The organism is Moraxella sp. CTOTU47579, from assembly GCF_032004885.1.
Taxonomy (GTDB): Bacteria; Pseudomonadota; Gammaproteobacteria; order Pseudomonadales; family Moraxellaceae; genus Faucicola; species Faucicola tetraodonis.
Genome location: NZ_DALZOJ010000002.1, coordinates 96,827 through 111,424, shown reverse-complemented (window position 1 = coordinate 111,424; position 14,598 = coordinate 96,827). Strand labels below are relative to the sequence as shown.

Below are 14,598 nucleotides of genomic sequence, written 5' to 3'. Positions count from 1 at the left end.
CCCTAAAGTGAGGGGATTCCTTCTGCAAGACGGTCAAGCCCGACCGCAAGAATGTTCCGACTGGCATTAATATCTCTATCATGCCATGTGCCACACTTTGCACAAGTCCATTCTCTTATTCGCAAACCTGCTCTACCGCTCAAGCTACTGGACATATCGCCACAGCACGAGCAAGTTTGGGTAGTGTATCGCTCTGATACGATTTCAAAACGACAACCTGCGTTCTCGCACTTATAGGTCAGTTGTCGTTTCAATTCAAACCAACCTGCATCGTAAACCGACTTGGCTAGTTTGCCTTTTTTATTGTTAAATTGGGTGGTTTTTACATCACCAACCACGATTAGGGCGTTATTCTTAACTAGCCCTGTGGTGAATTTGTGTATGAGGTCTTGGCGTGTATTTTTAATTTTGGCATGGATTGCCTTGACACGCTGTTTGTTTTTGGCACGTTGAGCGGTAGCTAATGCTTTGGCATATTTGAGCGTTTGCTTGATGGTGAGTTTGTCACCGCTTGAGGTAGTGGCACTGTCTTTAAGCCCTAAGTCAATGCCTACGCTACCCGTTCCGCATTGTGTCTTGGGATAGTCTTTGACGGTGATACAGGCATACCAACGGTTACGGCTGTCTTGGACTAGCTCGCAAGTGTTGATTTGATATAGGCTAAGGTTGTAGCTGTCCCATAGGTCAATGACTAGTTTTTGTCCTTTGGCTAAACTAAGCTGTAAGGTGGATTTTAAGCCTTTTTTACCAATTTGGTGTGTGGCGATGTGTTTGATGGCAGATTGTTTAAACGGTAGCCAACCTAAGCTTTTACGCTTAGAGCTTGGGTTATTGGTTCGCCAGTTTAGTTTGGCTTTTTTGAATTGGCGACGCGATTTGGCGTGGGTTTCGTTAATGGCTTGAATAGTTTGACTATGCAAGCCTAGCAGTTCACCGCTACCTTTGGTGTATTCGTTTAGATCATAGGCACAAAAGAATTTCCCAGTTTTTTGCAGATGCTTGTAACTCAAGTCATTGACGTAGTTCCATACGAAATTGACCGAACCACTTAGGCGGTTAAGCTTTGCTGTGTGTTTATCTCGTATGCGTAGCTTGAGTGTTTTCATGCAAATTATTTTAGCAAAATTTATGCAAGCGTTATAGTGTACAAGTTGCCTTATATCCACCGCCTAAAGGCGGTGGTTTTACGGCAACGGCTGATAAAATCACCTACTGGCTACAGGACTCTTTAACAAATAATTTGCCCGATAAATTGAATTTTTAAATCTTATCGCCATTAATAACAGAACACGACTTTATTGTTACAGTGTTGTATGGTTGAATGATTAAAAATGTGTTTTAAAGTCTATAACTGCCAAATTTTTAATGATTGATGTTACAATTTACATTAACACTTTTTGGCGTATTTTGAGGTTTAACCAAAAGTTCAAAGATTTTCACGGTAATGATAGTGAAAAATCCTAGCAATTTTAATTTATTGTGCCAAAAAAGCGATTTGCCAATCCATTCATTGATTCATAAGGAATTTTAGCGATGTCTACTATCAATAATAACAACGTTGTACATTTTCATTACACCTTAAAAGACGACGAAGGTAACGTCATTGACCAATCACCAGAAGGTCAACCTTTAGCGTATTTACATGGCTACCAAAACATTATTCCAGGTCTTGAGTCACAATTGGCGGGCAAATCAGTGGGCGACAAATTTACTGCAAGCATTGAACCTGCAGACGCTTACGGCGAATTCGATGATGCTGCAGTACAAGAAGTTCCACGCGAAAACTTCCAAGGTGTCGAAGATATCCAACCAGGTATGCAGTTCCAATCGCAAACTGAAGACGGTCATGTGATGTTAGTCACTGTGAAAGATGTACAAGAGGACAAAGTGATTGTTGATGCTAACCATCCCCTAGCAGGTAAAAAACTTCATTTTGATGTGGAAGTGGCAAGCATTCGTGATGCATCAGATGAAGAGTTACAACACGGTCACGTACACGGTGCAGGCGGTCATCACCACTAAGTTATCATTAAAGCTTAGAAAGATTAAATGGAAGGCTATATTTATAGCCTTCTTTTTTTGTGCAAAATTTTACCCTATGAAATACTTTTACGGGGTGTAAGAAACGCTTGATATTATTTACAAAATCATTGATTTAGTTACGTTTTTTGATGCTTTACTACAGTTTTTACCACACACTGTGCGCTAGATTTAGGCATAATAGTTTTATACCCAACAAACAATCCAAGCAATAATAAAGACGCAGGATTGGGTATATATTTTTAATTATTTATATAGCATTAAATTAATTACAAAAAAGGATACTACTCATGAACGAGAATACAATTAAAGGTCAATGGGAACAAGTTAAAGGCGCTGTAAAAGAAACTTGGGGTGACTTAACTGATGATGAAATTACCCAATTGGAAGGTAATCGCCAAAAGCTATCAGGTAAAATCCAAGAGCGTTATGGCCGCGCCGAAGATGTGGTAGAAAAAGAAATCGACGACTGGTCAGCCCGTCATGACTATCGTTTCTAGAATAGATTAACTCCTCCTCCAAAGTAAAAAAGCCATATCAGATGATATGGCTTTTTTACCTGCTATCCTAGCATCACTGACCTCATCCTTAAGGTCCTTACTAACTGGTAGTGAATTTCTTGACTCATCCTAAGTCTCACTCCACGTGTTTATCAAGCATCATTCCTTAATACTACGATAAACCATTCCTTTATTGGCAATTCTGTCCCTATCTCAATCCTTGAGAACCATCCCTGTGCCGTTGAATGTATTATTACAAAATTTACCATTCGGTAACAGTCGTACAAACGTCAATGCATGTAAGCTTTTGCTTACACACATTTTTGCCATTAGGGGCGTTGGTTATTGGCTGTCTGTGCATCAAGCATCACATTAGCCGCTTCAATCACAAAAGCTTCACTTTCAGGCAGCTTTGGACGTTCGGCTTGTTTTAGACGGCTACGGACTTCTAACTCTGCATCTTGCGCAGCTTGGTACGCTGTCCACGTGCTATAGGGGCTTTCCCCATTGGCTTGGCGTCTCGCATTTTCTGCCGCCAACATTTTTGCCTCAATGTTTTTGCGGAAAGTACGGCGGTCATTGATGTCTAATTTGACAGGTTTCTTATCATCTTCCTCATTACGGATTCTGTTGAGTTGGCTTAGATAAGCGAACTGGGCATTGGCTGCTTGACGCTGCTGTGACAAGGCATTGAGCGATTGCAAGGTCTCACGGGAATAGTTGCCCGCAGGTTGGTACGGCGCGGCACGAATGGTATCCCACGCCAGTGGGTTTTTCATGCTGCGTTCACCAAACTCCATGCCTTCATAGATATTGACCAAGCGCACATCGGGTACCACGCCTTTATTTTGGGTACTGCCGCCAGTGATACGGTAAAACTTGCGCTGGGTTAAGGTTGCTGACCCTAAGGCAAGATTATCAAGCTGAATTTGTGCTGAGCCTTTACCTGTGGTCGTGCTACCGACAATCAGACCGCGACCATAATCTTGAATCGCTGCCGCAAAAATCTCGCTGGCTGATGCCGAGCCTTGATTAACGAGTACGGTCATCGGGCCTGTATACAGCTGCTTACCTTTGTCTTCGTCTTCATACACTTGGATATTGCCGCGGTTATCACGAATCTGTACCAGCGGACCTGACTTGATGAACAGGCCAATCATTTTGGCAACTTCATCGAGTGAGCCACCGGGGTCATCACGCAGGTCTACCACTAAGCCATCGATATTTTGCTGGTTCAAGGCTTTTAACGCCTTTTCCGTATCAATGCTGACGCTACGATAGTCTTCTCCCGCACGGCGGGCTTTATAGTTGAGATAAAAGCTTGGGATTTCTAGCACACCGATTTTTTTGGCTTGCCCGTTTTTATCTTTGACACTAATTACCCGATGATTGACGCCCGACTCTTCTTGCTTAATCACGTCACGTATGAGGGTGACATTACGCGCGCTACTGTCTGGGGTATTAGGCGCTTTGACGCGCACGGTGACGGGTGAACCTTTTTTACCGCGAATGAGGTTCACCACTTCCCGTGTCGAATAACCGACGGTATCGACCATGCCTTTATCTTCAGTCGATACGCCGATGATTAAGTCATTGGGTTTGATTTGCCCCGAACGAGCGGCAGGCCCGCCATCAACTAGGCTGATGATACGGGTGTAGTCAGGATTCTTGCGATCGGGCTGAATCGAGACACCGATACCGACCAATTCAAGGGTCGATTGGATTTGCATCTCATTAGCTTGCACGGGGGCAAAATAATTACTGTGCGGGTCATAGGCTGCCATCGCTGCATTTAACAGGGTTTCAACGATTTGGTCGCTATCAATACGCTGTAGCTGCGCATATTGGCGCTTTAAACGCTGGTCTAGCACTTGGCTTGGTGAGCGCGTTTCGTTTTTGACTAAATCACTGGCGTTGTATTTATCGGCATTTTCTTGCAAAAATTTGTCTTTGTTTTTGTCTTCATCTTGATTGATGGTCATGCCAATCAACTGGTAGGTCAGCTGTTTGCGCCAAAAATCGCGTTGCTCGGCAACGGTTTTAAAACGTGGCAATTTTTCACGGTTCATAATGACCGTTTCGTTACTCTGTAAGTTCACAGGGGATTTTAACAAGCTATCGGCAAAGCTGTAATACGCTTTTGAGCGCTCAATAAAGCGCTGATAGATGTCAAAACCTGGTTTTAAATCACCGCGTTTGAGATAATCGGCAAAACTATTGCCATATTTTTGGGTAAATTCATCAATATCGGACTGCAAAAACATGCTATGGTTGGGGTCAAGCGCATCAAAATAGTCGCCTAAAATTTGCTTGCCCGTTGCAGCATCCATTCTTTTATTTAGATAATGACTACGATCCAACAACGCTGCGACTTGCCGAGTCACCTGCCGCTGCTCGTTATTGATCTGTCCGACGCTCGTCGATGCTGCAATGGCGGTTTGGTAACTTTGTCCCAGTATCGCCCCACCCATCAACAGGGCAAATACACTGGCGGTAAGTTGTTTGTATTGCATGACTTTCCTTACTCTATTTAATGAAGCGATAAACAGAAAAAACTGACAGCCCATCTTAGCACTGTCAGTTTTTCCACACCATACAAAACGTGTAAATGTTCGACTCAAATCCTCTATCAAACCTAATCGTTTGTAGCGGTAAGTTGTTGTGTTAGCCAATCAATTGACTGTCTTTAAACAGTTGGTTTAATTGCGCGGCAGTGAGCAATTGTTTTTCACCGTCTTGGCGATTGACATATTCGTAGTTCACTTCGCCTGTTTCGCTGATATTTTTCTCTGAGATAACGATACGATGGGGAATGCCAACGAGCTCTAAATCGGCGAATTTTACCCCCGCACGCTCGTCTCGGTCATCAAGTAGCACATCAACACCTTGGGCTTTTAGCTCAGTGTAAAGCGCTTCGGCAAGTTGCATTGCTTTGTCCCCTTTCGCTGGGTCTAGAGCATCTTTCATTTTGCCTTTAATCATCGGTACAATCGCCACAGTGAATGGCGCAAGGCTCTCACCTGTGCTACTGGTTTTCCAAATGATACCATTGTCATCGTGGTTTTGTTCAATTGCGGCGGCGACGATACGGGTCACGCCGATACCATAACAGCCCATCATAGTAATGACAGGTTTGCCCTGCTCGCCCATCACCGCACAGTTTAACGCTTTGGCGTATTTGTCACCCAACTGGAAAATATGACCGACTTCGATACCGCGGCGGATTTGTAAAGTACCTTGTCCATCTGGGCTTGGGTCGCCTGCTACCACGTTGCGAATATCGGCAATTTCGGTGATGGACGCATCACGCTCCCAGTTGACGCCCGTGGTATGAAAATCTGGCTTGTTAGCACCGCTAACAAAATCTGATAACACCGCAGCCGCACGATCTACAATCACTGGCATGTTCAAATCAAACACCCCGATATAACCTTTGTGCAGGCCCGCCGCTTGCATCGCCTCTTCGCTCGCCATGGTGAGTGGGGCTTTGACTTGCGCCAATTTTTCGGCTTTGATTTCATTTAGGGTATGATCGCCCCGTAACACTAACGCGACTAAGGTGCTTTTACCTTCTGCGGTAGGTTCACCTTCGACGATTAAAGTTTTGACCGTCTGTGACAATGGCAAGCCTAAATGCTCAGCCACTTGCTCACAGGTTGGCATATTGGGCGTGCTGACATCGGCTTTGTCCTGCGTTGGGGCAGCACGTTCACCGACCGCTACCGCTTCAGCAAGCTCAATATTGGCCGCATAATCTGAGCTATCTGAAAATACGATATCGTCTTCACCACTGCCGGCTAGGACTTGAAACTCATGCGACGCAAAGCCACCAATCGAGCCGGTATCGGCTTGCACCGCACGAAAATCTAACCCAAGACGGGTAAAGATATTATGATAGGCGCGATACATATCATCATAGGTGCGCTGTAATGACGGTTGGTCGATATGAAACGAATAGGCATCTTTCATGATAAATTCACGTGAACGCATCACCCCAAAGCGTGGGCGAATTTCGTCACGAAATTTGGTTTGTACTTGGTAGTAACTCACAGGGAGTTGTTTATAGCTTTTTAGCAAGTTACGCGCGATATCGGTAATCACTTCTTCATGCGTTGGACCTAACACAAAGTCACGTTGGTGACGGTCTTTAAACCGCAGCAGCTCAGGACCATAGGCTTCCCAGCGACCTGATTCTTGCCAAAGCTCGGCCGATTGCACCACAGGCATTAGCAGCTCTTGGCAGTTGATGGCATCCATCTCTTCACGGATGATTTTTTTAACTTTTTGTAAGGTTTTTAGACCCATCGGTAGCCACGTGTAGAGACCCGACGCAGATTTACGAATCATCCCTGCACGGAGCATTAATTGGCTGGATATGATATCGGCATCACTTGGGGTTTCTTTTAACGTTGCAAAAGTAAATTGACTGGCTCGCATGGCACACCTTGTTTGTACGGCTTGAAATAAGAAAAAAACGAGAATGGATAGACTATTTGGTAAACCGATTATCTTATTTTATGCCACTGGGTGGTGCAATAGTTTTTTTAATTTTTACCAAGTCGATGCCGTATTTTTGGACTTAGCATTTTTGGACTTAGCATTTTTGGTTTTAGCATTTTTGGACTTAGCATTTTTGGTTTTAGCATTTTTGGTTTTAGCATTTTTATAAATTATGACAATTTGGTCGTACCCATTGGCTATTTAAACTAACTACATTGAAATTATGGCAAGTCATAACCATACAAAATAGTATCCACTATTAAACTGTTAGGAATGGATACATGACCCAACTCCCCACTTCGTCTTCCACGCCATCAGCTGAGGCAAAACCGACTACAAACTTGCCAGATCCACCTGCACCGGGCAACAAAAAGCCGGTTTCTTTTTGGGTGAGTTTATTTTTACTGGCGGTGATTGCGGTGGCGGGTTGGCTATTTTTGCAGTGGCAACAAGCAAATACGCCTAAAAAAGTTGAGGTATTAACCCGTGAAGGCGTGGTCACTAAGATTCAAAGCCTCAATCGACTACAAACCGTGGCCTATAATGTCGATACCGTTATCACCAGCCAAAAAGAAGGCAATTGGTACGCCCTGTGGCAAGATCAACAAAAGGGGCTGTTTGTCGCTCATGGGCGGGTGACCGCGGGCATTGACTTAAATCAACTAAAACCCACTGATGTACAAGTGACCCCAGATGGTAGCCATGTCAGTATTACCTTGCCCGCTGCGCAGATTTTGGATAGTTATTTAGATAACATTGAAGTGTATGATATTCAAACAGGGGTATTTGGCATGGTGCAAGCCGACCCGCAAATATTTAACCAAGCCCAAGTGGCTGGCAAAAACCAAGTGCTGACATCGGCTTGCCGCTCGGGCATTCTACAAACTGCCAATGATAATGCCCAAAAGCAAGTGCAATCGTTATTTGCACTGGCAAATGTACAAGTCACTGTGAAAGTTACCGCGCCCACTAACAATTGCCGTTAAACCGATTGTTTGCCTATCAATAAAACCAATCCAAGGATAAAAGCGTTTTTTTGTTTTATGTTATTTTTGTGCCCTATCAGAATTGGTATGAAAGGCATAAATAATGGATATGTAACCTACCTTAATAATAGGAATGTTGCTAAAATCTCAACTTTATAACCCGCTAGCTAGTCCACTAGATAACCCGCTAGTTTTAGACGACATTTATTTGCTACTCTCATCAAAAATTGCAATAATAATAGCTACTTAACGTATCCATTTCACCAAGGGTTACGTTAATTTATTGCAAGGATGCTTGATGGCGTTTTAGTTGTGTAAAAGATCAATTCGCTAGCTGTTGGAGAGTTTACTCAATGAATGTCACATCTGCCTCAGATCGTCTAAAAAAAGTGATGCGGATTGCTTTGGTTGGCATCAAGCCTGGCGACCAAGTGATGCTAAAAGGGTATCTACGCATCTTGCTTAGACTCGAAGCAGACCTTGAATGGGTATCAGCGAACAATCAGCAAATTGATTTATTTATGGTCAATCATGATTTGCGTCATGCTGAAAGTGTTCAAAACTTAATTAGTAACAAACCCAATACCGCCACTATTTATACTGCTCGTAGTGAGACGGAAAACGGCTATTTATCGCAAGATTTATTGGTGTTACCCATCAAAGATTTAGCGCCATTGAGCGAGTGGTTGTTTTCACAATTGCCGTTCTTGTCTGGTATGCCTGTCAGCAATAAGGTATCCACTGCCGCTAAAATCACCGCTGATGTCGCTCACGCTTATCAATCAGCGACAGACACTACAGCCAACCAACGCGTAGCTTCAAATCCGCCTGCTCAAGTTGCCAATCCATTATCTGGTGTTGCGCAGTCTGCGCAAGTTTTAGCTGTTACCATCAGTGATACCCGAATGCCCCTAACCCTCTTACCAAAACTAGTCAGTCGGTGAATTGGCGCTAGAGGGCGGCATTAATATCGGCTATATGGCATACCTGGGCAGGAACGCTTTAGCTTTATTTGGCCGATACTATCGCAAAGCGATGGGTATTTTTAAAACCGTTACGCTAGTAAATATTTGGATACAAATATGAATGATTAGTTGTTTCAAATGGACAGCCGTATTAAGCCCAGTGAGCCATTTATTGTGCTATCTAATGAAGAATTGCACGAATTAATCCATACAATAAATGGCTATAAATAAAGCAGCTAATCGTTTGACAGAGCACGATAAAGCATCTCATTAATGTAGCGTTAGTTTACATGGTAACCATTCACCATTAACTATTAGCCATGGAAAAGCGCTCAACAGCATTCAGGGCTTTTTTCATGTCCATCCTATCACACCATCCTATCACACAATGAATTCGTAACATTTTCTGCATTTCATCCGACTTTTTATGCAACTTAAGTTTAATAATTTAGCCAAATGTGCTTTAAAAATTGCTATGGATTGCCCCATTACCTTTCATCGGTATAATTCATCATTTTGTCATATAACCTGACTACACTACCGTCACCGACGGACGATGGTTTATCGATTTTCTCAATAGGATGACGCAATTTGGGAAATTGAGATGAACCATCGTTTTTATTTTGCGTTAACGGCTGCTGTTAGAGTTTGTAAGCTTTTTTACTTGGGGCTAAGCGATGCAATAGGTCATTTAATTAGCCAATAAATTTGCCAACAGATAAGTGACAATGATGAATTTTTCCAACCTTACCACACGTTTGCTATGCGTATTATTGCTGGTTTTTTTGGTGTTTTTGGCGATGGTGTATTGGATTATTGACCAGCAAGCCAAGCCTAACGTCGCCAAACTGACCTCTCAGACTATCATTGAAACTGGCAATGAGGCGGTGAATGGTATTTTGTCGCGTGTGAGTCAAATTGATGGCATGGCAGTGACAGCGAGCCGTATGACCGGCAGTTTGCCCAAGAATGCCGATATCATCAACACTAGTGTTGGCAATTTAATGGCAAATATGGATAAAGGCATTGTCGGTGGCGGTGTGTGGTACGACCCTTTGATGTACAAACCTAACGTCGATGAAGCCGCGTTTGTTTGGCAACGGGACATGCAAGGTGTCATGCGGTCTGCCAGTCAATATCAAACCATCAATCCTGGCTATCAAGCACCAAGCAAACTTACCGCAAATCGGGTAGCCGACCAAAAAACCCAACCACAGCTTGCCATGCCCTATTACCGTGACTGGTGGTATGTGCCTGCCGTGTATGCCAATCATGACCACTGTGTGTGGAGCCGTGCTTATATTCACCCGGCGACCAAACAGCCCGTTATGACCTGTGCCAAGGCGATTTTTAATGCGCAAAACAATGGCTTTGAAGGGGTGGTGAGTTTTGATGTGCTGCTCGGTCGTATGCAGTCGATGGTCAAAGAATGGCAGCGCAAAACAGGCGGTTACGTGTTTTTGGTCGACATGAACAACAACTTTTTGACTTTCCCCAATGAAGCCCAAGTCAAACAAGTGACTGCTACTAACCCGCAAGGCGAAATGATGGACGTCAATAGTTTTGCCAAGAAAAACCCTGATTTTGCCCCCATTGCCAAAAGCTTAGACAACATCAATGACAACCTCATCAAACAAGCGCAAAAAATAGACGGTGGTAAATTTGATTTTACCGCCAATACGCTAGTAAGTAGTACCAACCTACAAAAAATCTCTCCCTCAGAGGCACGCATCATTTCAGCCATGCTAATGACCCAAAGCGGGCAAAATGAAAATCTCAACGCTACCCATTTTGTCGAAAAAGTCAGCTTAGACAACGATTTATTACTCAAAACCCCTTCCACAGCGTTTATTTTTGCCATGCCGATGACCAATTGGAAAATGGTCATCGTCAAACCCAATCAAGAGCTGATGTTATTTGCCAATCAGCTAGGTAAACAGCTGCAATGGCATATGCTATTGGGTTTCTTACCGGTACTGCTATTAAGTGGTTATGTTTTCCACCGTATTTTGGCGGTACCACTGCACCAAGTCGCTCGTAACGTCCGTGAAATCGGTCAGTTGATTGCACAAAAAAAATATCTGTCACTGCGTGAGCACAAACTGCCACCGGCAAACATTCAAGAAATTGGCGTGATTACTGACTCGATGAACCAGCTGGTTGATCGGGTGGTCGAGAACGAAGGCGCATTAGCAAAAGTCAATGAACGCTTAGAGCAGCAAGTGGCAGAGCGTACCGAAAACTTACACCAAGCATTAAAAGATTTAAAAGCCTCTCAAGTGCAGTTAGTACAATCAGAGAAAATGGCAACCATCGGTCAAATGGTCGCAGGTGTTGCCCATGAAGTGAACACGCCATTGGGCTATGTGGGTAGTAACTTAGAGTTGATTGATGAAAATATCGTACGTTATGACGAATTGATTGACCATGCTCAGCAGCTTAAACAACTGATGCAAGATTCGCCGGCTGATACAGCAACCATCAATCAAACGATTGAACAAACCATTGCTTGCAGTGATGAATTGGTCGCTGATGCGGTGAGTGACGATTTGCATGGATTGGTGGATGATGCCAAATTTGGGGTTAGCCAAATCTCAGAATTGGTCGTCAATTTACGTGATTTTTCTCGTATCGACCAAGCCAAAATCAAAGCCGTCGATATCAACGACTGTATCAAAAACTCCCTAGTCATTGCCCGTAACAATATCAAGCAGTTAGAGGTGATAACTGAGTTAAATGCTATCGAACCGGTTAGTTGTAACCCATCCCAGATTAACCAAGTGCTGCTAAACCTATTTAATAACGCAGCACAAGCGATGGGGCAAACTCAGCACCCTACATTACACATTACTAGCACAGAAGACGGCGCCAATGTGTATATCAGCGTGGCGGACAACGGTACTGGGATGAGCGCTGAAACCCAAGCCAAGATTTTTGAACCATTCTTTACCACCAAAGCGGCAGGCGAAGGTACGGGACTGGGTCTTGCTATTTCGACCCAAATCATGCAGCAGCATAACGGCGATATTCATGTGCAATCACAACTTGGCGAAGGCACGACATTTACCATTAGATTGCCCAAAACAGCGATTAGCAGCGAGCAATCACCCAAGCTTTTAATCGCAGAAGAAAGCTAATGCTGATGTTAGATAACCGATAGCTGACAGGCAATCTGCTCAGCCATACACGAGCCACACTTGATTGTGGTCAATTTTAATTGTAGCCAATTTTAATTGTAGTCAACCTTGATTTTAGTCAACATACCTAAGTGACATGACCATGATAACGACTGTAACCAAACCCAAAATCGCCTTTATCGATGATGAAGACCGCATTCTACGCAGCCTAAAAATGCATTTTCGCGCCACCCATGATGTGTTTACCACCACAGAGCCCGATGAGCTACTAAGCTATGTACAAAATAACGAGGTCCAAGTGGTGATTAGCGACCAACGCATGCCAAAAAAACTGGGTGTCGAAGTACTAAAAGAGGTCAAAAACGTATCACCCCATACCATCCGCATCTTGTTGACCGGCTATGCAGACTTAACTGCGGTAATTGATTCCATCAACGAAGGGGAGATTTTTCGCTATATCACCAAACCTTGGCAGACGGATGAACTTAAAAGTATCGTCAATCAAGCCACCCAAATCGCGCTGCAAACCAAAGATGTATTCAAAGAAAATCTGCAGGTCACTCAGCCAACCATCGCCAAACGCAAAGTGTTGGTGATCGATGACAGTGAGATGGTATATTTACAGATGCAGCAAAAATTCACCCAGTTTGAAACTCACTGGGCAAATTCGTTAGAAAAAGCGATTGAGCTACTTGAAAATGACCGTTTTGGCGTGGCAATCACCGATGTGTCCTTGGGTGGCGAGAATATTTCACCCGTGATCTATGCGTTAAAACAAAGCTTCCCTGATTTAGCGGTATTGGTACTCACCTCACTCAACGACAGCCACACCTTAATTGACTTGATCAATAAAGGGCAAGTGTATCGCTACCTGCCGCGTCCCAGTAATTTATCCTTATTAGAAATTAGTATTCAGCGCGCTTATGATTATCACCAAACGTTAGTCAATCAACCAAAATTACAAGCGCGACATGTCGTTGATGCCGTCACTGAAGTTGAAACGCGTAGTTTTGGTAATAAAGTCAAAAAATTCTTATCACGCTTTGGTATTGGTAAATCGCGATTTGCCTAGCTTAAAATCTAGTGCATAATATATGAGGGGCAAAGCGTGGCATTTGAGCCGTTTCAATCAATGAATGTTAGCCATAAAAAAACCGCCTAGAGTCACTACTTAGGCGGTTTTTTGAGCGATTTTTAGTAGCCGATGATTAAGCTGTTTGCTCGTACACTGGGTGTTTGGCGCAAATTGCTTGGACTTTTTCACGCACTTCGCCGATAACTTTTTCATCACCGCGGCTATCGAGCACATCACAAATCCAGCCAGCCAATTCTCTTACTTCCGCTTCACCAAATCCACGGGTAGTGACTGCGGGCGTACCAATACGCACCCCTGACGTCACAAACGGTGATTTAGGGTCATTTGGTACCGCGTTTTTGTTGACAGTGATGTGGGCATCGCCCAACCATTTATCCGCTTCTTTACCGGTGATTTCTTGTTTGATTAAGCTAATCAGCATTAAGTGGTTTTCCGTGCCACCCGAGACGATGTCATAACCACGTGACATGATGACGTCCGCCATGGCTTTAGCGTTTTTAACCACTTGTTGTTGGTAAGTTTTGAAATCATCACTTAACGCTTCTTTAAAACACACAGCTTTACCCGCAATCGCGTGCATTAATGGACCACCTTGGTTGCCAGGGAACACAGCAGAGTTGAGTTTTTTCTCAATCTCTGGGTTGGCTTTTGCCAGGATTAAGCCTGAACGTGGACCGCGTAGGGTTTTGTGGGTAGTGGTAGTAGTAACGTCAGCGATTTGCACAGGGCTTGGATAAACACCTGCGGCAACCAGGCCGGCTACGTGTGCCATATCGACCATCAAGTATGCGCCAACGCTGTCTGCGATGTCACGGAATTTTTGCCAATCAACCACTTGGCTATAAGCAGAAAAACCCGCGATAATCATTTTGGGTTGGTGCTCTTTGGCTAGGCGTTCGACTTCATCATAGTCGATGATGCCCGTTTCTTTGTTTAAGCCATATTGTACGGCTTTATAGTTGATACCAGAAAAGTTCACATGCGCGCCATGCGTCAAGTGACCGCCATCGGCAAGGCTCATGCCAAGTACCGTGTCACCCGCTTTTAATAAGGCTAAAAATACCGCGCTGTTGGCTTGGCTACCCGCGTGTGGCTGTACGTTGGCATAGTCTGCGCCAAACAATTCTTTGGCACGGTCAATCGCTAATTGCTCAACCACGTCAACATATTCACAGCCACCGTAATAACGTTTGCCTGGATAGCCTTCGGCGTATTTATTGGTCAATTGGCTACCTTGCGCTTCCATCACCGCTGGTGAACAGTAGTTTTCTGAAGCAATCAGTTCAATATGGTCTTCTTGACGTTTGGCTTCATTGTCCATCGCTTGGGCAAGTTCAGCGTCAAACTGGTGAATAGTGACATTTTTAAACATGG

Annotated in this window: 10 protein-coding genes; 6 read left to right on the top strand and 4 right to left on the bottom strand. The window is 43.9% G+C overall.

What is annotated here, in order from left to right:
- Window positions 1-2: 2 nt before the first annotated feature.
- On the bottom strand, window positions 3-1,106 hold the full coding sequence (locus tag RTP55_RS01820) for an RNA-guided endonuclease InsQ/TnpB family protein (protein WP_312114646.1): 1,104 nt from the start codon (window positions 1,104-1,106) through the stop codon (window positions 3-5).
- A gap of 427 nt (window positions 1,107-1,533) precedes the next feature.
- Between RTP55_RS01820 and RTP55_RS01815 the strand changes: the two genes are divergently transcribed.
- Together RTP55_RS01815 and RTP55_RS01810 are read left to right on the top strand one after the other, a co-directional pair.
- Window positions 1,534-2,022, top strand: a complete 489-nt coding sequence (locus RTP55_RS01815; RefSeq protein WP_065254139.1) for an FKBP-type peptidyl-prolyl cis-trans isomerase — start codon at window positions 1,534-1,536, stop codon at window positions 2,020-2,022.
- A gap of 308 nt (window positions 2,023-2,330) precedes the next feature.
- Entirely contained in the window at window positions 2,331-2,540 is a 210-nt protein-coding gene (locus RTP55_RS01810; protein ID WP_060995603.1) for a CsbD family protein, read from the top strand.
- Between the two features lie 329 nt (window positions 2,541-2,869).
- On the opposite strand, the gene RTP55_RS01805 is transcribed toward RTP55_RS01810, so the two are convergent.
- Entirely contained in the window at window positions 2,870-5,053 is a 2,184-nt protein-coding gene (locus tag RTP55_RS01805) for a carboxy terminal-processing peptidase (protein WP_312383763.1), read from the bottom strand.
- 151 nt (window positions 5,054-5,204) lie between these two features.
- Window positions 5,205-6,977: a proline--tRNA ligase gene (locus RTP55_RS01800; RefSeq protein WP_312383761.1), complete on the bottom strand. Its 1,773-nt coding sequence runs from the start codon at window positions 6,975-6,977 to the stop codon at window positions 5,205-5,207.
- Window positions 6,978-7,321: 344 nt separating this feature from the next.
- On the opposite strand from RTP55_RS01800, the gene RTP55_RS01795 reads away from it, so the two are divergent.
- The 4 genes from RTP55_RS01795 to RTP55_RS01780 all read left to right on the top strand — a co-directional run bounded on the left by RTP55_RS01795 (window position 7,322) and on the right by RTP55_RS01780 (window position 13,200).
- Window positions 7,322-8,026, top strand: a complete 705-nt coding sequence (locus tag RTP55_RS01795) for a DUF4230 domain-containing protein (protein ID WP_312383759.1) — start codon at window positions 7,322-7,324, stop codon at window positions 8,024-8,026.
- Window positions 8,027-8,379: 353 nt separating this feature from the next.
- Complete coding sequence (locus RTP55_RS01790; protein ID WP_312383757.1) at window positions 8,380-8,970, top strand: hypothetical protein; 591 nt, start codon at window positions 8,380-8,382, stop codon at window positions 8,968-8,970.
- Window positions 8,971-9,722: 752 nt separating this feature from the next.
- Window positions 9,723-12,128 carry a sensor histidine kinase gene (locus RTP55_RS01785; protein ID WP_312383755.1) on the top strand — a complete coding sequence of 802 codons (2,406 nt, stop codon included), beginning with the start codon at window positions 9,723-9,725 and terminating at the stop codon, window positions 12,126-12,128.
- A 142-nt stretch (window positions 12,129-12,270) separates the two neighbouring features.
- A complete protein-coding gene (locus tag RTP55_RS01780; protein ID WP_312383753.1) occupies window positions 12,271-13,200 on the top strand; it encodes a response regulator in 930 nt (309 codons plus the stop codon).
- Window positions 13,201-13,336: 136 nt separating this feature from the next.
- On the opposite strand, the gene glyA is transcribed toward RTP55_RS01780, so the two are convergent.
- Window positions 13,337-14,596 (bottom strand): serine hydroxymethyltransferase, encoded by a 1,260-nt coding sequence (gene glyA, locus RTP55_RS01775; protein ID WP_312383751.1) that lies wholly within the window; start codon window positions 14,594-14,596, stop codon window positions 13,337-13,339.
- Window positions 14,597-14,598: the final 2 nt, after the last annotated feature.